Origin of the sequence: Streptomyces sp. NPDC048269 (genome assembly GCF_040652395.1) — a bacterium.
Classification (GTDB): Bacteria; Actinomycetota; Actinomycetes; order Streptomycetales; family Streptomycetaceae; genus Streptomyces.
The window spans coordinates 302,541-324,424 of sequence record NZ_JBEZLW010000002.1; the positions used below are offsets into that span (position 1 = coordinate 302,541).

Annotated in this window: 17 protein-coding genes and 1 tRNA gene; 1 reads left to right on the forward strand and 17 read right to left on the reverse strand. The window is 71.3% G+C overall.

Annotated elements, in window-relative coordinates; translation table 11 throughout:
• The first annotated feature begins 44 nt into the window (after nt 1-44).
• Nucleotides 45-3,191: an isoleucine--tRNA ligase gene (ileS, locus tag AB0D48_RS03540; protein ID WP_362390292.1), complete on the forward strand. Its 3,147-nt coding sequence runs from the start codon at nt 45-47 to the stop codon at nt 3,189-3,191.
• 57 nt (nt 3,192-3,248) lie between these two features.
• On the opposite strand, the gene AB0D48_RS03545 is transcribed toward ileS, so the two are convergent.
• From AB0D48_RS03545 to rsmH, 17 genes are all read right to left on the reverse strand, one after another.
• A tRNA-OTHER gene (locus AB0D48_RS03545) sits at nt 3,249-3,322 on the reverse strand.
• Nucleotides 3,323-3,660: 338 nt separating this feature from the next.
• Nucleotides 3,661-4,839, reverse strand: a complete 1,179-nt coding sequence (locus AB0D48_RS03550) for a DivIVA domain-containing protein (protein WP_362390294.1) — start codon at nt 4,837-4,839, stop codon at nt 3,661-3,663.
• A gap of 82 nt (nt 4,840-4,921) precedes the next feature.
• On the reverse strand, nt 4,922-5,218 hold the full coding sequence (locus tag AB0D48_RS03555; RefSeq protein WP_053689581.1) for a YggT family protein: 297 nt from the start codon (nt 5,216-5,218) through the stop codon (nt 4,922-4,924).
• Between the two features lie 59 nt (nt 5,219-5,277).
• Complete coding sequence (gene sepF / locus AB0D48_RS03560) at nt 5,278-5,892, reverse strand: cell division protein SepF (protein WP_362390297.1); 615 nt, start codon at nt 5,890-5,892, stop codon at nt 5,278-5,280.
• A 149-nt stretch (nt 5,893-6,041) separates the two neighbouring features.
• Nucleotides 6,042-6,761, reverse strand: a complete 720-nt coding sequence (locus AB0D48_RS03565) for a YggS family pyridoxal phosphate-dependent enzyme (RefSeq protein ID WP_362390299.1) — start codon at nt 6,759-6,761, stop codon at nt 6,042-6,044.
• Between the two features lie 3 nt (nt 6,762-6,764).
• Nucleotides 6,765-7,475 (reverse strand): peptidoglycan editing factor PgeF, encoded by a 711-nt coding sequence (pgeF, locus tag AB0D48_RS03570; protein ID WP_362390482.1) that lies wholly within the window; start codon nt 7,473-7,475, stop codon nt 6,765-6,767.
• Nucleotides 7,476-7,492: 17 nt separating this feature from the next.
• A complete protein-coding gene (gene ftsZ, locus AB0D48_RS03575; protein WP_362390301.1) occupies nt 7,493-8,695 on the reverse strand; it encodes a cell division protein FtsZ in 1,203 nt (400 codons plus the stop codon).
• 277 nt (nt 8,696-8,972) lie between these two features.
• On the reverse strand, nt 8,973-9,674 hold the full coding sequence (locus AB0D48_RS03580; RefSeq protein ID WP_362390484.1) for an FtsQ-type POTRA domain-containing protein: 702 nt from the start codon (nt 9,672-9,674) through the stop codon (nt 8,973-8,975).
• A gap of 167 nt (nt 9,675-9,841) precedes the next feature.
• A complete protein-coding gene (murG, locus tag AB0D48_RS03585; protein ID WP_362390303.1) occupies nt 9,842-10,936 on the reverse strand; it encodes an undecaprenyldiphospho-muramoylpentapeptide beta-N-acetylglucosaminyltransferase in 1,095 nt (364 codons plus the stop codon).
• Between the two features lie 6 nt (nt 10,937-10,942).
• The gene (ftsW, locus tag AB0D48_RS03590; RefSeq protein WP_362390305.1) at nt 10,943-12,304 is read right to left on the reverse strand and encodes a putative lipid II flippase FtsW; all 1,362 of its coding nucleotides are present in this window, start codon (nt 12,302-12,304) and stop codon (nt 10,943-10,945) included.
• Nucleotides 12,305-12,372: 68 nt separating this feature from the next.
• A complete protein-coding gene (gene murD, locus AB0D48_RS03595; RefSeq protein ID WP_362390308.1) occupies nt 12,373-13,806 on the reverse strand; it encodes a UDP-N-acetylmuramoyl-L-alanine--D-glutamate ligase in 1,434 nt (477 codons plus the stop codon).
• Nucleotides 13,788-14,858 (reverse strand): phospho-N-acetylmuramoyl-pentapeptide-transferase, encoded by a 1,071-nt coding sequence (gene mraY, locus AB0D48_RS03600; RefSeq protein WP_362390310.1) that lies wholly within the window; start codon nt 14,856-14,858, stop codon nt 13,788-13,790. Before mraY ends, murD begins: the two co-directional genes overlap by 19 nt.
• Complete coding sequence (gene murF, locus AB0D48_RS03605; protein WP_362390312.1) at nt 14,855-16,279, reverse strand: UDP-N-acetylmuramoyl-tripeptide--D-alanyl-D-alanine ligase; 1,425 nt, start codon at nt 16,277-16,279, stop codon at nt 14,855-14,857. Before murF ends, mraY begins: the two co-directional genes overlap by 4 nt.
• Nucleotides 16,276-17,970, reverse strand: a complete 1,695-nt coding sequence (locus AB0D48_RS03610; RefSeq protein ID WP_362390314.1) for a UDP-N-acetylmuramoyl-L-alanyl-D-glutamate--2,6-diaminopimelate ligase — start codon at nt 17,968-17,970, stop codon at nt 16,276-16,278. Before AB0D48_RS03610 ends, murF begins: the two co-directional genes overlap by 4 nt.
• Before the next feature lie 44 nt (nt 17,971-18,014).
• Entirely contained in the window at nt 18,015-20,048 is a 2,034-nt protein-coding gene (locus tag AB0D48_RS03615) for a penicillin-binding protein 2 (protein ID WP_362390316.1), read from the reverse strand.
• Nucleotides 20,049-20,354: 306 nt separating this feature from the next.
• Nucleotides 20,355-20,879 (reverse strand): hypothetical protein, encoded by a 525-nt coding sequence (locus tag AB0D48_RS03620; RefSeq protein WP_362390318.1) that lies wholly within the window; start codon nt 20,877-20,879, stop codon nt 20,355-20,357.
• A complete protein-coding gene (gene rsmH, locus AB0D48_RS03625) occupies nt 20,876-21,835 on the reverse strand; it encodes a 16S rRNA (cytosine(1402)-N(4))-methyltransferase RsmH (protein ID WP_362390320.1) in 960 nt (319 codons plus the stop codon). Before rsmH ends, AB0D48_RS03620 begins: the two co-directional genes overlap by 4 nt.
• Between the last annotated feature and the right edge of the window lie 49 nt (nt 21,836-21,884).

Below are 21,884 nucleotides of genomic sequence, written 5' to 3' on the forward strand. Positions count from 1 at the left end.
CTCCGGACGGAAGTGACACCCCGCCGGAGGAAGAGTTCAGCCTCATGACCACACCGCCGCAGTACCGCCCGGTCCCCGCCCAGGTCGACCTGCCTGCCCTCGAGCACGCCGTCCTCGACTTCTGGCGCGAGAGCAAGACCTTCGCCAAGACCCTGGAGCAGTCCGAGGGCCGCCCCGAGTGGGTCTTCTACGAGGGCCCGCCGACCGCGAACGGCATGCCTGGCGCGCACCACATCGAGGCCCGCGTCTTCAAGGACGTCTTCCCCCGGTTCCGCACCATGCGCGGCTACCACGTGGCCCGCAAGGCCGGCTGGGACTGCCACGGCCTGCCCGTCGAGCTCGCCGTCGAGAAGGAGCTCGGCTTCAACGGCAAGCAGGACATCGAGGCCTACGGCATCGCCGAGTTCAACGCCAAGTGCCGCGAGTCCGTGACCCGCCACACCGACGCGTTCGCCGAGCTCACGACCCGGATGGGCTACTGGGTCGACCTGGACGACGCCTACCGGACCATGGACCCCGAGTACGTCGAGTCCGTGTGGTGGTCGCTGAAGGAGATCTTCAACAAGGGCCTGCTCACCCAGGACCACCGCGTCGCCCCCTGGTGCCCCCGCTGCGGCACCGGCCTCTCCGACCACGAGCTGGCCCAGGGCTACGAGACGGTCGTCGACCCCTCGGTCTTCGTCCGCTTCCCGCTGACCTCCGGCCCGCTCGCGGGCGAGGCGGCACTCCTCGTCTGGACCACGACCCCCTGGACCCTGGTCTCGAACACCGCCGTCGCCGCGCACCCCGACGTCACCTACGTCGTCGCGACCAACGGCGACGAGAACCTCGTGGTCGCCCAGCCGCTGCTGGAGAAGGCCCTCGGCGAGGGCTGGGAGGCCACCGGCCGGACCTTCACCGGCAAGGAGATGGAGCGCTGGACGTACGAGCGCCCGTTCTCCCTCGTCGAATTCCCGGCCCCCGCGCACTACGTCGTGAACGCCGAGTACGTCACGACCGAGGACGGCACCGGTCTGGTCCACCAGTCCCCCGCCTTCGGCGCCGACGACCTCGCGGTCTGCCGCGCGTACGGCCTGCCGGTCGTGAACCCGGTCCGCCCCGACGGCACCTTCGAGGAGGAGGTCCCGCTCGTCGGCGGCGTCTTCTTCAAGAAGGCCGACGAGAAGCTGACCGCCGACCTGGACGCGCGCGGCCTGCTCTTCAAGCACATCGCCTACGAGCACAGCTACCCGCACTGCTGGCGCTGCCACACGGCCCTGCTCTACTACGCGCAGCCGTCCTGGTACATCCGCACCACCGCCGTCAAGGACGCGATGCTGCGGGAGAACGAGAAGACCAACTGGTTCCCGGACTCGGTCAAGCAGGGCCGCTTCGGCGACTGGCTGAACAACAACATCGACTGGGCGCTCTCCCGCAACCGCTACTGGGGCACGCCGCTGCCGATCTGGCGCTGTGAGGAGAACCACCTCACCTGCGTCGGCTCGCGCGCGGAGCTGAGCGAGCTGTCCGGGCAGGACCAGTCCGCCCTGGACCCGCACCGCCCGTACATCGACGACGTGACCTTCACCTGCACGCACGAGGGCTGCTCGCTCGATGCCGTCCGCGTGCCCGAGGTCATCGACGCCTGGTACGACTCGGGCTCGATGCCGTTCGCGCAGTGGGGCTACCCGTACAAGAACAAGGAGGTCTTCGAGAAGCGCTACCCGGCGCAGTTCATCTCGGAGGCCATCGACCAGACCCGCGGCTGGTTCTACACGCTGATGGCCGTCGGCACCCTGGTGTTCGACAAGTCCTCGTACGAGAACGTGGTCTGCCTGGGCCACATCCTCGCCGAGGACGGCCGCAAGATGTCCAAGCACCTCGGCAACATCCTCCAGCCCATCCCGCTCATGGACCAGCACGGCGCCGACGCGGTCCGCTGGTTCATGGCGGCCGGCGGCTCCCCGTGGGCGGCCCGCCGCGTGGGCCACGGCACGATCCAGGAGGTCGTCCGCAAGACCCTCCTCACGTACTGGAACACGGTCGCCTTCCAGGCCCTGTACGCCCGTACGTCGAACTGGGCCCCCTCCGCGGCCGACCCGGCCCCGGCGGACCGCACGGTCCTCGACCGCTGGCTGCTCTCCGAGCTCCACACCCTCGTGGCCGAGGTCACGGAGGCGATGGAGGCCTACGACACCCAGCGCGCGGGCAAGCTGCTCTCCTCCTTCGTGGACGACCTCTCCAACTGGTACGTCCGCCGCTCGCGCCGCCGCTTCTGGCAGGGCGACGCCGCCGCGCTCCGCACCCTGCACGACGTGGTCGAGACGGTCACCCGCCTCATGGCCCCGCTGACGCCGTTCATCACGGAGCGGGTCTGGCAGGACATGATCGTCCCGGTCACGCCCGGGGCCCCGGAGTCCGTGCACCTGTCGTCGTGGCCGGAGGCGGACGCGTCCCAGGTCGACCGGACCCTGTCCCAGCAGATGCTGCTGGTCCGCCGCCTGGTCGAGCTGGGCCGGGCGACGCGCGCCGAGTCGGGCGTGAAGACCCGCCAGCCGCTGTCGCGTGCGCTGGTGGCCGTCTCGGGCTTCGAGTCGCTCTCGCCGGAGCTCCACTCCCAGATCACGGAGGAGCTGAACGTCTCCTCCCTGGCCTCGCTGTCCGAGGTCGGCGGGTCGTTGGTGGACACCACGGCGAAGGCCAATTTCCGGGCGCTGGGCAAGCGCTTCGGCAAGGGCGTGCAGGACGTGGCCAAGGCGGTGGCGGCGGCGGACGCGGCAGCCCTGTCCCTGGCACTCCGCTCCGGCGAGGCCACGGTCGTCGTCGACGGCTCCCCGGTCACCCTCACCCCGGAGGAGGTCATCATCACGGAGACCCCCCGCGAGGGCTGGTCGGTGGCCTCCGACTCGGGCGCGACGGTGGCCCTGGACCTGGAGATCACCCCGGAGCTGCGGCTGGCGGGCCTGGCGCGTGACGCGATCCGCCTGATCCAGGAGGCCCGGAAGAACTCCGGCCTCGACGTGGCCGACCGCATCGCCCTCCGCTGGACCTCCGAGTCCCCGGAGGTGGTCACCGCCCTGACGGACCACGCGACCTTGATCGCGGACGAGGTGCTGGCCACGGACTTCGCCTCCGGCGAGGCCGACGCCACGTACGGCGAAGCCTTCACGGACGAACCCCTCGGCCTGACGTTCCGCCTCCGCAAGGCGTAACGGCCACCACGAGAACGGCGCCCCCCTCGGGGGGCGCCGTTTGTCATTGCGACACAGCAGGCCGGACCGGATTCGAACCGGCGTCTTCCCTCCTGCGGAGAATGGCGCGACGACCTCTGCGCTACCGACCCGCTGCGCGTCGGCCACTGTACCGGCCACGGCCTGCGCTTCCCCGCCCCGCCCTCTCACCGTTCCCGGGCTCGGCCCGGACCCCCGCGCCTCCATCGCCGGGCACCACCCCAGCCCCGCCGGCGTTCGAGGCGCGGGATCCGGGGCAGAGCCCCGATCTTTCAGCCGCTCCGGGCACACCCAGCCTCGCCGGGCACATCCAGCCCCGCCGACGATCGAGGCTCGGGGCGGAGACCCCGCAGCGGCGCCGCAGGCGGGTACGGGAACGGGCCGGGCCCGGTGCCCCCGAAGGGGAACCGGGCCCGGCCCGTGAAGCGACTGCCGACAGGAACGGCGGCGCCTAGTTGTCGTCCTCGTCGATCAGGAAGCCCCGCATGGGAGACGGCGCCTGCTGCATCGGCTGCGGCGCAGCCGGCCGCACCGGAGCCATCGGCTGGGTCATCGCCGGGGACATCTGCTGCTGGCCGCCGTACGACGGGCCGCCCATCGGGGAGGGACCGCCCATGGGGGACGGGCCACCCATCGAGGGACCGCCCATGGAGTGGCCCATCGCACCGGCCGGAGCCATCGACGGCGACGGCGACGGCGGCAGCGCGGGACCGGCCGGGCTGCGCGGCGGCGCCAGGGAGTCGTCGGCCTGGGTCTCCAGCTGACGCAGCTGCGACTCCAGGTAGGACTTCAGGCGCGTACGGTACTCACGCTCGAAGCCCCGCAGGTCCTCGACCTTGCGCTCCAGCGTGGCGCGGGCGGACTCCAGGGAGCCCATCGCGACGCGGTGCTTCTCCTGCGCGTCCCGCTCCAGCGCGTCGGCCTTGGCGCGGGCGTCCCGCTCCAGACCCTCGGCGCGCGAACGGGCCTCGCCGACGATCTTGTTGGCCTCGGAACGGGCCTCCGCGATCGCCTGGTCGGCGGTCTGCTGCGCCAGCGACAGGACGCGGGCGGCGCTGTCGCCACCGGGGCCCTGCTGCGGAAGCTGCTGCGGCTGCTGCTGGTGCATCTGCTGCCCCATGGGCTGCATCTGCTGGCCCATCGGCTGCATCTGCTGGCCCATGGGCTGCATCTGCTGGCCGAGCGGGTTCTGGCCGCCCATGGACTGCTGGCCCATGCCCTGCGGGCCACCCATCGGGTGCTGCTGCATGGGGCCGCCCATGGGGCCCGGACCCTGCGGTCCGTGTCCACCGGGGCCGGCGGGCAGCTGCGGCTGGCCGCCCGGCAGCTGCGGCGGGCCCATCTGCTGCTGCTGCTGCGGCGGGCCGGATATGGCCGCGGGCACGGGGGCACCGGGGCCGCGCTGGTCCTGGGGCTCCGGCTTGCGCATGCCTTGCTGCTGCTGGTTCTGCGCGGCGGCACGCGTGGCGGCGGCCAGCTTTGCGCGCAGGTCCTCGTTCTCGCGCAGCAGGCGCGTCAGCTCGGACTCGACCTCGTCGAGGAAGGCATCGACCTCGTCCTCGTCATAGCCTTCTCGCAGGCGGACGGTCGTGAACTGCTTGTTCCGCACGTCCTCGGGAGTCAGCGGCATGTCTTCTTCACCTCTACGTAGTCGTCGGCAGTCGGCAAGACCGTATCGGGACTGTCCCCGCGCCTGCGGGGAAGCACATCGTTCACACGCTTCTCGCAGCGGTGCTCACGAAACTGATGAGGATGTAAACGATGATCATCAGAACGAAGAAGGACAGGTCGAGTGCCACGCCCCCGAGACGCAACGGCGGAATGAAACGCCGGAGAAGCTTGAGCGGTGGATCGGTGACAGTGTAGGTGGCCTCCAGAACGACCACCATCGCCTTGCCGGGTGTCCATGAACGTGCGAACTGGAACACGTAGTCCATGACCAGTCGGAAGATCAGCACGATCAGGAAGCACATCAGCACGATGTAGACCACTTGCAGTGCGACGCCCATCCCGCGCTTCCCTCTCCCCGTTCTCGCTCTGTTCCCGGTCCCGTATCTGACGGATCGGTCTAGCTTTGGTTGAAGAACCCGCCCTCCGCGATGCGGGCCTTGTCCTCCGCCGTGACATCGACGTTAGCAGGCGACAGCAGGAACACCTTCTGTGTCACGCGTTCAATACTGCCGTGCAGACCGAACACGAGTCCGGCGGCGAAGTCCACGAGACGCTTCGCGTCCGTGTCGTCCATCTCCGTGAGATTCATGATCACCGGAGTGCCCTCACGGAAGTGTTCCCCGATGGTACGGGCCTCGTTGTAGGTCCGGGGGTGCAGCGTCGTGATGCGGTACGGCTCCCGCTCGGAGACGACCTTGGGCATGATCACGGGGGCGTTCTTCTCCAGGTTTGTGCGGTCAGGTGTGATGGATGCCACGGGGGCAATTCGGGCAGGGCGTCCGTTTTCTACCGGGATTGGGACGGGTTCCCGCTGCGCCGGAGGCTGTACGACTCGTACCGGTTCGTCCGTTACGGGCGTTTGGTGCACGGGCTGTCGACGGTCCCGCTCCCGGGCCCGCTCCGGTTCCGGCTCGGGCTCGAACTCGTCGTCGGGGTCGTACCCAGGGTTGTCGTACCGGTCGTCCTCCACGAGGCCGAGGTAGACCGCCATCTTGCGCATCGCGCCGGCCATTCTCCGAGTCCTCCGCTCTGTGGTGGATCGCCCTGTCGCAGGTGCCGCTGTGTCACGAATGTCACCAACTGCCCGCGATCCACGTGGTCTGCCCGCCCATCAGCGGTAATGACCATATTTTCTGCTGTGGTCCGACTTTCTTGGCGACGTTACCCGAGCCGGGGTCTCGCGCCGAGTACCGCAGTGCCGACGCGTACATGTGTCGCACCGGCCGCAACGGCCTGTTCCAGATCCGCGCTCATCCCGGCCGACACCATCGTGGCAGCCGGATGGTCCGCGCGCAGGCGGGATGACAATTCCATCAGCCGCTCGAAAGCGGCCTGTTCGCGTCCCGCGTACGGACCGGACAGCGGGGCGACGGTCATGAGGCCGTCGATCCGCAGTGCGGGCTCCGCCGCGACGAGGTCCGCCAACTCCGCGAGCTGCTCCGGCGCCGCGCCGCCGCGGGCCCCGCGCTCGCCCGACTCGGCGTCGAGGGCGATCTGCACGAGGCAGCCGAGTTCCCGGCCGGCGTTCGAGGCTGCCGCAGAGAGGGCGGACACGAGCTTCGGACGGTCGACGGACTGCACCACATGCGCGTATCCCGCCACGGAACGGACTTTGTTCGTCTGCAACTGACCGACGAAGTGCCAGCTGAGCGGCAGATCCACACAAGCCGCCGCCTTGGGGGCGGCATCCTGGTCGCGATTCTCAGCAACATGACGGACGCCCAGCTCCGCCAGCAGTCGTACGTCGCTCGCGGGATAGGTCTTGGTGACCACGATGAGCGTCACCTCTTCCCGCTCGCGCCCCGCGGCCGTGCAGGCGGACGAGATACGTTCCTCCACCCGCGCCAGGTTCTCCGCGAGTTCCGACTTACGGTCCGTCATTTCCTATTCCAACCAGACATATCCGGCAAGCCGCCCGGTCACCCGGTCGCGGCGGTACGAGAAGTGGTCCCGCGACTCCAGTGTGCAGACCGCCGACCGGAGACCGTCGGCCACCCCCGCCTCCGCGAGCTGGGCGTGCACCCCGGCGACCACGTCGACGGCCGGTGTCCCCCAGCTCGTCTCGGCCCTGGCGGCCGGGACCACTTCGGATACCGCGTCCCGCATCTCGGCGGGCACCTCGTAGCAGCGCCCGCAGACCGCCGGTCCGGTACGGGCGACGATCCGCCCGGGCTCGGCTCCGAGGGCGACCATCGCCTCGACCGCGGCGGGGACCACCCCCGCGACCAGGCCGGGCCGGCCCGCGTGGGCGGCGCCCGCCACCCCGGCGACGGGGTCGGCCAGCAGGACCGGGGTGCAGTCGGCGGTGAGCACTGCGAGGGCGAGGCCCCGACGGGCGGTCACCACCGCGTCCACCGGCGGGATCACCGCATCCGCGTCCCACGGACCGTCGACCACCGCAACGTCCCGGCCGTGCACCTGGTTCATCCAGACCACCAGGTCCGGGTCGAGTCCCAGGGACTTCGCCGCGAGCGCCCGGTTCGCGCGAACGGCGGCCGGGTCGTCTCCGACCGCGCCGCCGAGGTTGAGCTCTTCGTACGGAACGGCGCTCACCCCGCCCCACCGGTCGGTGAAGGCGAAGTGGGCGCCGCCCACGTGGTGCTGCTCCGGTGTCACTTCAAGAAGTCCGGGACATCCAGTTCCTCGGCCGGGCTGTCCTGGTACGGCCGGGCCGTCGGGACCTGCGGCGCCGGGGCCTGGGCCTCGACCGGGACCTCGACCGGAGCCGGGGGGTCCTCGCGCGGGGTGACCGTGCCGAGTCCGCCGAAGGCCGGCCGGGCCGGCTCGGCCGCGCGGACCGGCGCCGGGGCCGGCTCCTCGCGCTTGGTGGACGCCGCGCCGATGACGTTGTCCCGGCGGGCCGGGGGCTGTCCGCCGTCGAAGCCGGCGGCGATGACGGTGACCCGCACCTCGTCGCCGAGCGCGTCGTCGATGACGGCGCCGAAGATGATGTTCGCCTCGGGGTGCGCGGCCTCGCTCACCAGCTGCGCGGCCTCGTTGATCTCGAAGAGACCGAGGTCCGAGCCGCCGGAGATGGAGAGCAGCACGCCGCGGGCGCCGTCGATGGACGCCTCCAGCAGCGGCGAGGAGATCGCCATCTCGGCAGCGGCCACCGCGCGGTCGTCGCCACGGGCCGAGCCGATGCCCATCAGGGCCGAGCCGGCCTCGGACATCACGGACTTGACGTCCGCGAAGTCGAGGTTGATCAGACCCGGGGTGGTGATGAGGTCAGTGATGCCCTGGACGCCGGAGAGCAGGACCTGGTCGGCCGACTTGAACGCGTCGAGCACGCTGACCTGGCGGTCCGAGATGGACAGCAGCCGGTCGTTGGGGATGACGATGAGGGTGTCGACCTCTTCGCGGAGCTCGGCGATGCCGTCCTCCGCCTGGTTCGCGCGGCGCCGGCCCTCGAAGGTGAACGGCCGGGTGACCACACCGATCGTCAGGGCGCCGAGCGAGCGCGCGATGTTGGCGACGACGGGTGCGCCGCCGGTGCCGGTGCCGCCGCCCTCGCCGGCGGTGACGAAGACCATGTCGGCCCCCTTGAGGACCTCCTCGATCTCCTCGCGGTGGTCCTCTGCCGCCTTGCGACCGACGGCCGGATTGGCGCCGGCGCCGAGGCCCCGGGTGAGTTCACGGCCGACGTCGAGCTTGACGTCGGCGTCGCTCATCAACAGCGCCTGGGCGTCCGTGTTGATGGCGATGAACTCGACGCCCTTGAGACCGACCTCGATCATTCGGTTGATGGCATTGACACCACCGCCGCCGACACCGATGACCTTGATGACTGCGAGGTAGTTCTGCGGTGCTGCCACGTCGAAGGCCTCTCGCCTCGATTACGTGTCGTCGCCTCGCGGCCTGCGTTGCGACGACTGATGCCGAAATGGGGACGGTCCGAACGCGCCGACCCGAACCCTCACCCTGAAGTTTAGGGTTAGGGGTATGTCTGTTCCTTGGACTCTTCCGAACAGGACACTAAGTCGACAAGTAGCGCGTGTTCAACGAACACGCCGAACCTCCCGTTTTTCTTTTCACCCTATGTGATCACCCGTATCGCTGGCCAACCAGGGTGCTCCGCTGTTGGACCGGGCGTCAACTCCCGGACGCCGCAGGGGCGGTGGGGACGCTCACGTCGAAGTGACCGGCCTTCGGCGCGGCTTTCAGCAAAGCGGTCAGCGCCCGCCCCTTCGCGTCGCTGTGTTCGCCGCTCCCCCACGCCACGGTCCGGCCCCGGGTCAGCTCCAGCACCACCGAATCGTACGAACCCACCTTGACCTGCAGGGTCTCCTTCGCGACCGGCTCCGGGAGGGAGCCGGCGACGAGTACGGCCTCGTGCAGCAGCCGTTCCTCGTCGAAGCGGCGGGCGCTCGGGGACTGCTTCGCGTTCAATTCGAGGACCGGAACGCCCACGGGTGCTTTCGGAACCGTGTCGAATCGCACACCCGAAGCGTCCACTTCTACGAAGTTGGCGTCCTTTTTGATGAGCAGGACGGGTTTGCGTTCCGTCACTTTCAGCCCGATCCCGTGCGGCCAGGCCCGCACCACATCGACCGAATCGATGCGGGGCAGGCGGCCGCGGACGCGGTCCTCGATCTCGTCGGTGTCGACGCTCACCAGGGGGGCGCCGACCGGAACGGCCGCCGCGGCCAGCACCTGGTCCGGGGTGAGCACCTCCGTGCCGGTCGCGGTGACCTTTTCGACGCGGAGCCAGGAGGAGCCGTAGAGCGCCCAGGTTCCGCCCGCGATGAGGACTGCCGCGGCGGCCAGGCAGGCGAGCACAGGACCCCGGCGCAGGCGCCTGCCGGGGCCCTGAGGGCTGGATCCCCTCGACGACTTCGGCGCTTCGGGCGGCTTGGGAGAGCCGCCGCCCTTGCCGGCGGACCGGCCGGAGCCCTCGTTCCCACGCTGTGCGGTCGTCGCTCCGGCCACTCCTGTGCCTCCTGCGTCTGTGCGTGCCCGCCTCAGCGGGCCCGGTGGGCCGCGATCGCCTCGTACACCATGCCGACCAGCAGCTCGTCGGCGTCCCGGCGGCCGAACTCACCGGCGGCGCGGGACATCTCGTACAGGCGGTGCGGGTCGGACAGCACCGGGAGGACCTGGCTGAGCACCCACTCGGGCGTCAGTTCCGCGTCGTCCACGAGCAGGCCGCCGCCGGCCTTGACCACCGGCTGGGCGTTGAGCCGCTGTTCGCCGTTGCCGATCGGCAGCGGGACGTAGGCGGCGGGCAGCCCGACGGCGGACAGTTCGGCGACGGTCATGGCGCCCGCGCGGCACAGCATCATGTCGGCGGCGGCGTACGCGAGATCCATCCGGTCCACGTACGGTACCGGCACATACGGCGGCATCCCGGGCATGTTGTCGACACGCGGCAGTTCGTTCTTCGGCCCGACGGCGTGCAGGATCTGGATCCCGGAGCGCTGGAGGGTCGGAGCGACCTGCTGGATGGTCTCGTTGAGGCGGCGGGCGCCCTGCGAGCCGCCGGAGACCAGCAGTGTCGGCAGGTTGGGGTCCAGCCCGAATGCGGCGCGCGCCTCCGGGCGGACCGCGGCCCGGTCGAGGGTGGAGATGGAGCGGCGCAGCGGGATGCCCACGTAGCGGGCGCCGCGCAGCTTGCTGTCGGGGGTGGAGACCGCGACGGCGTGCGCGTACCGGGAGCCGATCTTGTTGGCCAGTCCCGGCCGGGCGTTGGCCTCGTGGACGATGATCGGCACCCCGAGCCGCTTGGCCGCGAGGTAGCCGGGCAGGGCCACGTAACCGCCGAAGCCGACGACGCAGTCGGCCTTGGTGCGCAGGAGGATCTCCTCGGCGGCCTTGATCGTGCCGCGCAGCCGCCCGGGGACGGTGATCAGCTCCGGAGTGGGCTTGCGGGGCAGCGGTACGGCGGGGATCAGACCCAGCTCGTAACCGCGTTCCGGCACGAGGCGGGTCTCAAGTCCGCGCTCGGTGCCGAGGGCGGTGATGCCCACTGAAGGGTCCTGCCTGCGCAGGGCGTCCGCGAGGGCGAGCGCCGGCTCGATGTGGCCGGCGGTCCCCCCACCGGCGAGTACGACATGCACCGAAATTCACCGCTCTCCGGACGGACGCTTCTTGACGCGCCGTCTCATCGACTTCCATCTCACCCCGGTCCGCATCCAGCCGGTCTTCGGCTGCCGCATCGCGAGGGCCGCGCGCGCCGCCGGCTCCTCCCGCGCGAAGGCGATGAGCAGTCCGACAGCGAACATGGTCGGCAGCAGGGCCGACCCTCCGTAGGAGAACAGCGGGAGCGGGACCCCGGCGATCGGCAGCAGGCCGAGCACCGCACCGATGTTGATCACGGCCTGGGCCGTGATCCAGGTGGTCACGCCTCCCGCGGCAAACCGTACGAAGGAGTCCTCCGTGCGTCCGGCCACGCGGATACCCGCATAGCCTAGAGCCGCGAACAGGGCGAGCACCGACAGCGTCCCCGCCAGACCCAGTTCCTCCCCGGTGATGGCGAAGATGAAGTCCGTGTGGGCTTCGGGTAGTTGCCCCCATTTTTCCACACTGGCACCCAAACCGGAACCGAACCATCCGCCTGAGGCGAGTGCGTAGATTCCGTGGACCGCCTGCCAGCAGAGGTCGTTCCTGCCCGGATCCGTCGCGCCGAGGCACTCCAGCCGGTCCATCCGGTGCGGGCTCGTCTTGATGAGCAGTGCGACGATCACACCAGCGAAGGCCAGCACCCCGACGAACAGCCGGGTAGGGGCGCCCGCCAGCCAGAGCAGGCCGAACAGGACGGCACCGAGGATCATCGCGGTGCCCATGTCCCCGCCCAGCATGATGAGCCCGAGCAGCAGGAAGGCCACCGGCACCAGCGGCACCAGCAGGTGCTTCCACTGGCTGAGCAGCCCCTTGTCGCCCTTGCGCGCCAACAGGTCGGCGCCCCACAGGATCAGGGCCAGTTTGCCGAACTCGCTGGGCTGCAACATGAACGGACCGCCAAGGGAAATCCAATTCTGGTTGCCGTTGATCGAGACCCCTATCCCGGGGACCTGGACCAGGACCATCAGGAACAGCGTGCCGGCGAGCACCGGATAGGACAGCGCCCGGTGCAGTTTGACCGGCATCCGGGAGGCGATCAGCAGCAGTCCGGTGCCGATCAGGGCAGCCAGGAACTGCTTCTTGAAGAAGTACGCGTCACCCAGGCCGAGCTGGAGCGCCTTGATCATGGAGGCCGAGTAGACCATCACCAGGCCGAGCACGGTGATGAGCAACGAACTGCCGAAGATCAGGTAATACGCCGTGAGCGGGCGGTCCCAGGCCCTGCGCAACTGCTGCTGCGTACGCCGCAGCCCGGCCAGCGGCCCGCGCCCGCCGGGCCGCCGCACACTCACCCCGGGGCGCTTGCGGCCCTGCGCCTTGACGGCGGACGGCCGCCGTCCCGGCAGCATCTGCTTGGCCGGCATCTGTGATCTTCCCCTCCACTCGTACGAGGCGAGCAGCCGGCCGGAGAGACCCGTTCCAGGAGCCCTGCCTAGGCGCTCTCGGCGGCCAGTTCGCGTACCGCGTCGGCGAACGCGTCCCCACGCTTGTTGTAGTTCGCGAACATGTCCATCGAGGCGCAGGCGGGTGCCAGCAGGACCGTGTCGCCGGGCTCGGCGAGCCGGGCCGCTTCCCGGACCGCTGCGAGCATCGCCCCAGTGTCGTTCCGGTCGAGGTCGACGACCGGGACCTCGGGGGCGTGTCGCGCCAGCGCGTCGGCGATCAGCGCCCGGTCGGCGCCGATCAGCACCACACCGCGCAGCCGCTCCGCGGCTTTCTGTACGAGCTCGTCGAAGGTGGCGCCCTTTGCGAGACCGCCGGCGATCCAGACGACCGGCTCGAAGGCGGCAAGGGAGGCCTCGGCCGCGTGCGTGTTGGTGGCCTTGGAGTCGTCGATGTACGTGACCTCGCCGACCTCGTCCACGTACGCGACCCGGTGGGCGTCCGGGCGGAAGTCGCGCAGCCCGTCGCGGACCGCGCGCGGCTCGACGCCGAAGGCGCGGGCCAGGGCCGCCGCGGCGAGCGCGTTGGCGATGTTGTGCGGGGCGGGCGGGTTGACGTCGTCGACGTGCGCGAGCTCCTGGGCGTTCTTCTGCCGGTTCTCCACGAAGGCGCGGTCGACGAGGATGCCGTCCACGACGCCGAGCATGGAGGGGCCGGGGGCGCCGAGGGTGAAGCCGATCGCCCGGCAGCCCTCTTCGACGTCGGCGTTCTCGACCAGCTTCTCCGTGGCCGGGTCGGCGACGTTGTAGACGCAGGCCACGGTGTTGCCCTCGTAGATGCGGCCCTTGTCGGCGGCGTACGCCTCCATGGAGCCGTGCCAGTCGAGGTGGTCCGGGGCCAGGTTGAGCACGGCCGCCGAGTGGGCGCGCAGCGAGGGCGCCCAGTGCAGCTGGTAGCTGGAGAGTTCGACGGCCAGGACGTCGTACGTCTCCTCGCCGAGCACCACGTCCAGCAGCGAGACCCCGATGTTCCCGACGGCGGCCGTGCGCAGCCCGGCCGCCTTGAGGATCGAGGCGAGCATCTGCACGGTGGTGGTCTTGCCGTTGGTGCCGGTGACCGCGAGCCAGGGCGCCGCGTCGGGTCCGCGCAGGCGCCACGCCAGTTCGACGTCGCCCCAGACCTCGACACCGGCCGCCGCGGCGGCCGCGAAGAGCGGCTTGTCGGGCTTCCAGCCGGGCGCCGTGACGATCAGCTCGGTGCCCTCCGGCAGGGTGGCCCCGTCGCCCAGGCGGACGGTGATCCCCTCCGCCTCCAACTGCGCCGCCTGCGCCCGCGCCCGGTCGTCGTCGCCGTCGTTGACGACCGTGACGACCGCACCCAGGCCGTGCAGGACGCGCGCCGCGGGAATCCCGCTCACGCCCAGACCCGCGACGGTGACGCGCTTGCCCTGCCAGTCCCGCGTACTCACTTGTCGGCTGCCCATCCCGCGTAGAAGAGACCGAGGCCCACGATCACGCACATGCCCTGGATGATCCAGAAGCGGACCACCACGAGGACTTCGGACCACCCCTTGAGTTCGAAGTGGTGCTGGAGCGGGGCCATCCGGAAGACGCGCTTGCCGGTCATCTTGAAGGAGCCGACCTGGATGACGACCGACATGGTGATGAGGACGAAGAGGCCGCCGAGCAGGGCGATCAGGAACTCCGTGCGGGAGCAGATGGCGAGACCGGCGAGTGCGCCGCCCAGCGCCAGCGAACCGGTGTCACCCATGAAGATCTTGGCGGGCGAGGTGTTCCACCACAGGAAGCCGAAGCAGGCGCCCATCAGGGCGGAGGCGACGACCGCGAGGTCCAGCGGGTCGCGCACCTCGAAGCAGGCGCCCGGGTTGGTCAGGTCCTGGGCGTTCACGCAGGACTCCTGGTACTGCCACACGCCGATGAAGGTGTAGGCGCCGAAGACCATCACCGCGGCGCCGGTGGCCAGGCCGTCCAGACCGTCGGTCAGGTTCACGCCGTTGGACATCGCCAGGATCATGAACAGCGCCCAGACGACGAACAGCACCGGGCCGATCGACCAGCCGAAGTCCGTGACGAACGACAGCCTGGTGGAGGCCGGGGTCAGCCCGCGCGAGTCGGAGAACTGGAGCGCGAGCACCGCGAAGGCGATGCCGACGATCAGCTGGCCGGCCATCTTGGCCTTCGCCCGCAGACCCAGCGAGCGCCGCTTGACGATCTTGATGTAGTCGTCCAGGTAGCCGACCAGACCCATGCCCGCCATCAGGAAGAGGACGAGCAGACCCGAGAACGTGGGCTCGCTGGAGGTGATCACCTTCGTCAGCGCGTACGCGATGAGCGTGGCCAGGATGAAGGAGATGCCGCCCATGGTGGGCGTGCCCTTCTTCCCGGCGTGGCCGCGGGGGCCGTCGTCACGGATGAACTGGCCGTATCCCTTGCGGGCCAGCAGCTTGATCAGCAGCGGCGTCCCGACCACGGTCAGGAACATGCCGATGACACCGGCGAACAGGATCTGCCTCATCGGTCGGCGACCTCGCCCTCGCGCTCGAGGAGCGCCAGCGCGACCCGCTCCAGGCCGATAGACCTGGAAGCCTTCACCAGCACGACGTCCCCCGGGCGCAGTTCACTGCGCAACAGGTCCACCGCCGCCTGCGCGTCGGACACGACCACCGACTCCTCACCCCACGAACCCTCGTTATATGCGCCCAGTTGCAGCCAGGACGCTTCCCGGCCCCCGACTGCCACGAGCTTGCTCACGTTGAGCCGGACGGCAAGCCGTCCCACCGCGTCGTGCTCGGCCAGTGATGCGTCACCGAGTTCGGCCATGGGGCCGAGCACCGCCCACGTGCGCCCCCCGTTCGCCCTGGCGGCGCCGCCCATCGCGGCTAGCGCGCGCAGAGCGGCCCGCATGGACTCGGGATTCGCGTTGTAGGCGTCGTTGACGATCGTCACGCCGTCGGCCCGCTCGGTGACCTCCATCCGCCACCGGGACAAGGTGCCCGCTCCGGAGAGCGCGGTGGCGATCTCCGAGGTGGACATGCCCAGTACATGGGCCACGGCGGCCGCGGCGAGCGCGTTCGACACGTGGTGCTCACCGTACAGGCGCAAGGTCACATCACTGCACCCGGTCGGTGTGTGGAGTGTGAAGGCGGGCATTCCCCCGGGGGTCATCCGTACGTCGGTGGCCCGGACGTCGGCGTCGTCGGCCTCGCCGAAGAGGACCGTACGGGCCTTCGTACGGGCCGACATGGCGCGCACCAGCGGGTCGTCGGCGTTGAGGACCGCGACTCCGCCCTCGTTCTCCGCCGGCAGTGCCTCGACCAATTCCCCCTTGGCCTGGGCGATCTGCTCACGGCCGCCGAACTCGCCGATGTGGGCGGTCCCGACGTTGAGGACGAGCCCGATGCGCGGCGGGGTCAGGCCTGTGAGGTACGCGATGTGGCCGATCCCCCGGGCCCCCATCTCCAGTACCAGGTGCCGGGTTTCGGCGGTGGCCTTCAGCGCGGTGAGCGGCAGGCCGATCTCGTTGTTGAGGGAGCCCGGGGTCCACACGGTGGGAGCGTGGGCCTGGAGCACCTGCGCGATGAGGTCCTTGGTGGAGGTCTTGCCGGCGGAGCCGGTCAGGGCCACCACGTCGGTGCCGAGCCGCTCGACGACGGCCCGCGCGAGGGCGCCGAGCGCCTTCTCCACATCGGGGACGACGATGGCGGGTACGCCGACCGGACGGGCCGCGAGGACGGCCGCGGCACCCGCCTCGACCGCGCGCCCGGCGTAGTCGTGGCCGTCGACGTGCTCGCCGTCGAAGGCGGCGAAGAGGCTGCCGGCCTCCACCTGGCGGGAGTCGATCACGACGGGACCGCTGATCCGCACGGACGGATCCGGTATGTCGTGGGGCCGCCCGCCGGTGATGTCGGCGATCTCGGCGAGGGAGAGGGCGATCACTGGTTCACCTCGGCCTGTCGGGCATTGCGCTGCTGTGTCTCGATGGCCGCGCGGAGTACCTCGCGGTCGTCGAAGGGGCGTACGACGCCCGCGGTGTCCTGGCCCTGCTCGTGGCCCTTGCCGGCAACCAGCACGGTGTCGCCGGGCCGGGCGCGCGCGAGGGCGGCGGCGATGGCAGCGGCCCGGTCGGCGTCGACGAGGACGGTGCCCCGCTCGGCGGGCGGCACGGACACCGCGCCTTCGAACATCGCGGCGAGGATCGCGAGGGGGTCCTCGGAGCGCGGGTTGTCGGAGGTCAGGACGGCCACGTCGGCGAAGCGGGCGGCCGCGGCGCCCATCGGGGCGCGCTTGGTGATGTCGCGGTCGCCGCCGCAGCCGAGCACGATGTGCAGCTTGCCCTCGGTGACCTCGCGCAGGGCGCGCAGGACGGATTCGACGGCGTCCGTCTTGTGCGCGTAGTCGACGACGGCCAGGTACGGCTGTCCCGCGTCGACCCGCTCCAGCCGGCCGGGGACCCCGGGGACCGCGGCGACGCCGTCGGCGGCGGTCTGCGGGTCGAGGCCGGCGGCGGCGAGGGTGACGATCGCGGCGACGGTGTTGGCGACGTTGAACGGGCCGGGCAGCGGCGCGGTCGCCCGTACGCGCTGTCCCTCGGGGCCGACCAGGGTCAGGGTGGAGCTCGCCGGTCCGAACACGACGTCCTCGGCGCGCCAGTCGGCGGCCGGGTCGCCCGCGGCCGAGAAGGAGACGACCGGGACCGTCGCCTCCTCGGCCAGGCGCCGGCCGTACTCGTCGTCGAGGTTGACCACGCCCAGGCGGGCCCGGCGTTCGGTGAAGAGCCCCGCCTTCGCCTGGAAGTAGTCCTCCATGCCCGTGTGGAACTCCATGTGCTCCGGGCTCAGGTTGTTGAAGACGGCGACGTCGAAGACGCAGCCGTCGACGCGGCCGAGCACCAGGGCGTGGCTGGAGACCTCCATGGCGACGGCCTCGACCCCGCGCTCGCGCATGACCGCGAAGAGGGCTTGGAGGTCGGTCGCCTCGGGGGTGGTCCGCTCGGACTTGATGCGCTCGTCGCCGATGCGCATCTCGACGGTGCCGACGAGGCCGGTGCTGCGGCCCGCCGCGCGCAGTCCGCCTTCGACGAGGTACGCCGTGGTGGTCTTGCCGGAGGTGCCGGTGATGCCGATCTGGAGCAGTTGCTCGCCGGGGCGGCCGTAGATCGTGGCGGCGAGTTCGCCCATCCGGCCGCGCGGGTCGGCGACGGTGAGGACGGGCAGGCCGGTGGCGGCGGCGCGCTCCGACCCGGCGGGGTCGGTCAGCACGGCGGCGGCGCCGAGGCCGGCCGCCTGGGCGGCGAAGTCGGCGCCGTGCGTCCTGGCTCCCGGCAGGGCGGCGTACAGGTCTCCGGGGCGGACCGCACGGGAGTCGTGCGTGATGCCGGTGATCTGCGCCGCGGCTGGCGCCGGGACGCCCAGCAGGGTGGCCAGCTCGCCCAGGGGGGTCGGGCGGGCGGACACGGGCCGGGGCGCTCCCGGCGGCGCTGCCGGGGCGTCTTTCTGGGTGGTTCTGGGCTGATCAGCGTGAGGCACGGCGGTGAGCGTACCGGGCGCGGCGGGCCCCCCGCGAAGTGAGGGCCCGGCCTCGGCGCCGGTGGCCGACTGGTTCCCGGGTTTCGGGGTGATCGTTGTCACTGATGGTGCCTCACGCGTTTCTGGCGGGCCGGCCGGGCGGTGGATCACTGACCGGGCTGCGGACTGGGCTGCGAACTCGACTGCGTACTCGGCTGCGGCGCGGCCTGCTGGGCGGCCTGGGGGCCGGGTTCGTAGGTCACCGGGAGCCCGGCGGGGGCGGTGCCGGTGGGGGCGATCTGGAGGGTCTTCAGCGCGAACTCCATGACCTTCTTGTAGATCGGCCCGCAGATCTGGCCGCCGAAGTAGCTGCCCTTCGTGGGGTTCTGGATGGCGCAGTAGACGGTGATGCGCGGGTCGTCGGCGGGCGCGAACCCGGCGAAGGAGGCGGTGTAGCCCTTGTAGCGGCCGGTGGCCGGATCCACTCGGTTGGAGGTGCCGGTCTTGCCGCCGACCCGGTAGCCGGGGATGCGGGCCTTGGTGCCGGTGCCCTCCTGGTCGTCGACCACGGACTCCAGCATCTCGGCGAGGGTCTTGGCGGTTTCCTGGCTGACCACGCGCCTGCGGTCGGGTGCCGGGGCCGGGGTGAAGCGGCCGTCGGGGCCCTTGCTGCCGCGGACCAGGGTCGGTTCGACGCGGACGCCGCCGTTGGCGATCGTCGAGTACACGGAGGCCGCCTGCATGGCGTTGAGGGACAGGCCCTGGCCGAAAGGGATCGTGTACTGCTGCGAGGTGGACCAGGCCTCGGGCCTGGCGAGGATGCCGCGGGACTCGCCCGGGTAGTTCAGGCCGGTGGGCTGTCCGATGCCGAACTTCGTCAGGTAGGAGTGCAGGACCTTGTTGGCCTCGGGTTGGGTGGGCCCGAGCTGGCCGGTGGCCAGGATGGTGCCGATGTTGGAGGACTTGGCGAGGACCCCGTTGAGGGTCAGGTACCAGGTCGGGTGGTCGATGTCGTCCTTGAACAGCCGGTCGCCGCGGTGCAGCCGGTTGGGGACCTCGACGTGGGTGTCGGGGGCGGCCTTCTTCTCCTCCAGCACGGCGGCCATCGACATCACCTTGGCGGTGGAGCCGGGCTCGTACACGTCCTGGAGTGCGGCGTTGCCCATGGCGGCGGAGCGGGCCCGGGTCAGGTCGTTGGGGTCGAAGCCGGGGGCGTTGGCCATGGCCAGCACCTCGCCGGTGCGGGTGTCCTGGACGATGACGTAGCCGCGGTCGGCCTCGGACTTCTGGACCTGCTCGGTGATGGCGCTCTGCGCCGCCCACTGGATGTCGCGGTCGATGGTCAGCTCGATGTCCTCGCCGGGCACGGCGGGCTTCTCGCTGGACCCCGCGGTGGGGACCCGCCGGCCGCCGGACTGGGCGTAGGTGACCTCGCCGTCCTTGCCGGACAGCTTCTTGTCGAGGGAGGACTCCAAACCGCCGGCGCCCTTGCCCTCGGCGTTCACGTAGCCCAGTATCCCGGCGGCCAGGTCACCGCCCGGGTACACGCGCTTGCTGCTGTCCTCGTTGAACACGCCGGCGAGGACGTTGGCGCCGGGGCCGTTGTTCTTCTTGTCGGCCGCCGCCTTCTCCGCGAAGACCCGCTGTAGGTCCCTGATCTGGTTCCAGACCTGGGGCGTCTGGCGGCGGGCGAGCACGACGTACCGGGTGTTCTTGGTCTTCAGCCGCTCGGTGAGCTCCTTGGTGTCCTTGCCGAGGATGGGCGCGAGGAGGGCCGCGGCCTGCTCGGGGGCGTCCGGGGCCTTGCTCTCCTGCGGGGTGAACATCTTCGGGTCGGCGGTGATGTCGTACGCGTCGACGCTGGTGGCCAGGGCCACGCCCTTGCGGTCGGTGATCTCCCCGCGTTCGGCAGCCAGCCTGACGCTGGTGTAGCGGTTCTTGGAGGCCTCGGCGGAGAAGGCGGAGGCGTCGACGGCCTGCACCTGGAGCAGCCGGACGACGAACGCGAGCATGACGAGGGTCAGGCCGACGCTGACGAGGCGCAGCCGGGGACGGGGGCTGCCGAGCCGGATGGTGTGGGGCCTGCGCTGTGCCGCGGGCCGCCGGGTCGCCGGGCGGGCCGTGGCCCGGGCCCGGTCGCGCTCCCCGGGCCTCGGCCGCCCGGGCCCGGGCACCCGCCGCCGCGGCTCCTGCGGGCTCATGCCGCCCCCGCCTCGACCAGGGCCGCGCCCGGCCACCTGGGGGTCCGCCCCAGACCCCGCGCCCCGAACGCCGGCGGGGCCGGATTCGGCTGATGCCGTCCGCCTGGCGCGGCTGGGTGCCCGCAGGGCGATGCCGGCCCGGCGGGGCGCAACCCGGCCCCGCCGGCGTTTGAGGCGCGGCGGTCCGGGGGCGGAGCCCCCGCCGGGTCCGGGGCGGAGCCCCGCGAGGGGGAGCTGGGGGCGCAGCCCCCGGTTTCGGGAAGGGGCGGGGTGGGGGAAAGCCCCGCAGGGGTCCGCTTCACGACGTCACCTTCCAGGGGTCTGGCTGGGCTGCGGGCTACCGCCGCTGGGAACGGGCTGGGCCGACTGGGCCGGGGCCGACGACGCCGCCGCCGGGGACGGCGAAAGCGGCGGCTCCGCCACCACCGCGGTGCCGGTCACCTTGCCGTCCGGGCCGATGAAGACCGGGCTGCCACCGGGGACCAGCCCCAGCTCCTGCGCCCGCCGCTGCAGCGCGTCAGGGGCCGAGTACCCGTCCACGTCACGCTGCAGCGCCTGCTCCTCGTCCGTGAGCGCGGTGGTCTCCTTCTTCAGCCTGCTCAGCTGGAAGGAGCCCTCGTTCAGTGCCGAGTTCAGCAGCAGCAGGCTGATCAGGCCGCCGCCGAGCAGCGCCACGACCAGCAGGACGAACGGCATCCGCGCCGCCTGCCCACCGGAACCGGAACCAGGACGGGCGGGCCGGGCCGGGCGGGCCGTCCGGCCGCCGAGCGCCCGGCCGAGGCGGGCCGCGTGCCCGCGGGTCAGCGTGGCGACCTTCCCGGCCTTGGTCACAGTCGCGCCTCCCGGATGCGTTCGACCCCGCGGAACCTCGCCGGGGCGGCCCGCCGGTTCTCGGCGATCTCCTCCTCGGTGGGCAGCTCCGCGCCGCGCGTCAGCAGCTTCAGCTTCGGCTGGTACTTCTCCGGGACCACCGGCAGCCCGGGCGGAGCGGTGGAGGCAGCGCCCGCCGCGAAGACCTGCTTCACGAGGCGGTCCTCCAGCGAGTGGTACGAGAGCACCGCGATCCGGCCGCCGACCGCGATCCGGTCCACCGCCGCCGGAATGGCCTTCTCCAGCCCCGACAGCTCGCCGTTGACCTCGATCCGCAGCGCCTGGAAGGTCCGCTTCGCGGGGTTGCCGCCGGTCCGCTTGGCGGCCTGCGGCAGGGCGTCGCGGATCAGTTCGACCAGCCGGGAACTGTTGGTGAAGGGCTCCTTCTCCCGCTCCCGGACGATCGCGGACACGATCCGCTTGGCCTGCTTCTCCTCGCCGTACTGGCGCAGGATGCGGACGAGCTCGCCCGGCGCGTAGGTGTTGAGCACCTCGGCGGCGCTGATGCCCGTCGTCTGGTCCATCCGCATGTCCAGCGGCGCGTCCTGCGCGTACGCGAACCCGCGGTCGGCCTCGTCCAGCTGCATGGAGGAGACGCCGAGGTCGAAGAGGATGCCCTGGACGGCCGGGATCCGCAGCCCGTCGAGGACCTCGGCGAGGTCGGCGTAGATCGCGTGGACGAGGGTGGCCCGGTCACCGAAGGGCGCGAGGCGCTCGCCGGAGAGCCGCAGGGCCTCCTTGTCGCGGTCGAGGCCGATCAGGTGGACCTCGGGGAACCGGGTCAGCAGGGCCTCGCTGTGGCCGCCGAGGCCGAGGGTGCAGTCGACGACGACCGCCCCGGGCCTCTCCAGCGCCGGGGCCAACAGGTCCAGGCACCGCTGGAGCATCACCGGGACATGTCGGGACTCGCTAGTCAAAGCGCCCTCTCAGATAACGGCGCGGCAGGCATACGCCGCGCCGCGCACG

Bases quoted from the DNA above. Each gene is read 5' to 3' on its own strand.
- mraY (WP_362390310.1), bottom strand. From the start codon at position 14,858: ATGAGGCAGATCCTGTTCGCCGGTGTCATCGGCATGTTCCTGACCGTG.
- AB0D48_RS03550 (WP_362390294.1), bottom strand. From the start codon at position 4,839: ATGCCGCTGACTCCCGAGGACGTGCGGAACAAGCAGTTCACGACCGTC.
- AB0D48_RS03555 (WP_053689581.1), bottom strand. From the start codon at position 5,218: ATGGGCGTCGCACTGCAAGTGGTCTACATCGTGCTGATGTGCTTCCTG.
- AB0D48_RS03615 (WP_362390316.1), bottom strand. From the start codon at position 20,048: ATGAGCCCGCAGGAGCCGCGGCGGCGGGTGCCCGGGCCCGGGCGGCCG.
- murD (WP_362390308.1), bottom strand. From the start codon at position 13,806: ATGGGCAGCCGACAAGTGAGTACGCGGGACTGGCAGGGCAAGCGCGTC.
- sepF (WP_362390297.1), bottom strand. From the start codon at position 5,892: ATGGCCGGCGCGATGCGCAAGATGGCGGTCTACCTCGGCCTCGTGGAG.
- ftsW (WP_362390305.1), bottom strand. From the start codon at position 12,304: ATGCCGGCCAAGCAGATGCTGCCGGGACGGCGGCCGTCCGCCGTCAAG.
- AB0D48_RS03565 (WP_362390299.1), bottom strand. From the start codon at position 6,761: ATGACGGACCGTAAGTCGGAACTCGCGGAGAACCTGGCGCGGGTGGAG.
- ileS (WP_362390292.1), top strand. From the start codon at position 45: ATGACCACACCGCCGCAGTACCGCCCGGTCCCCGCCCAGGTCGACCTG.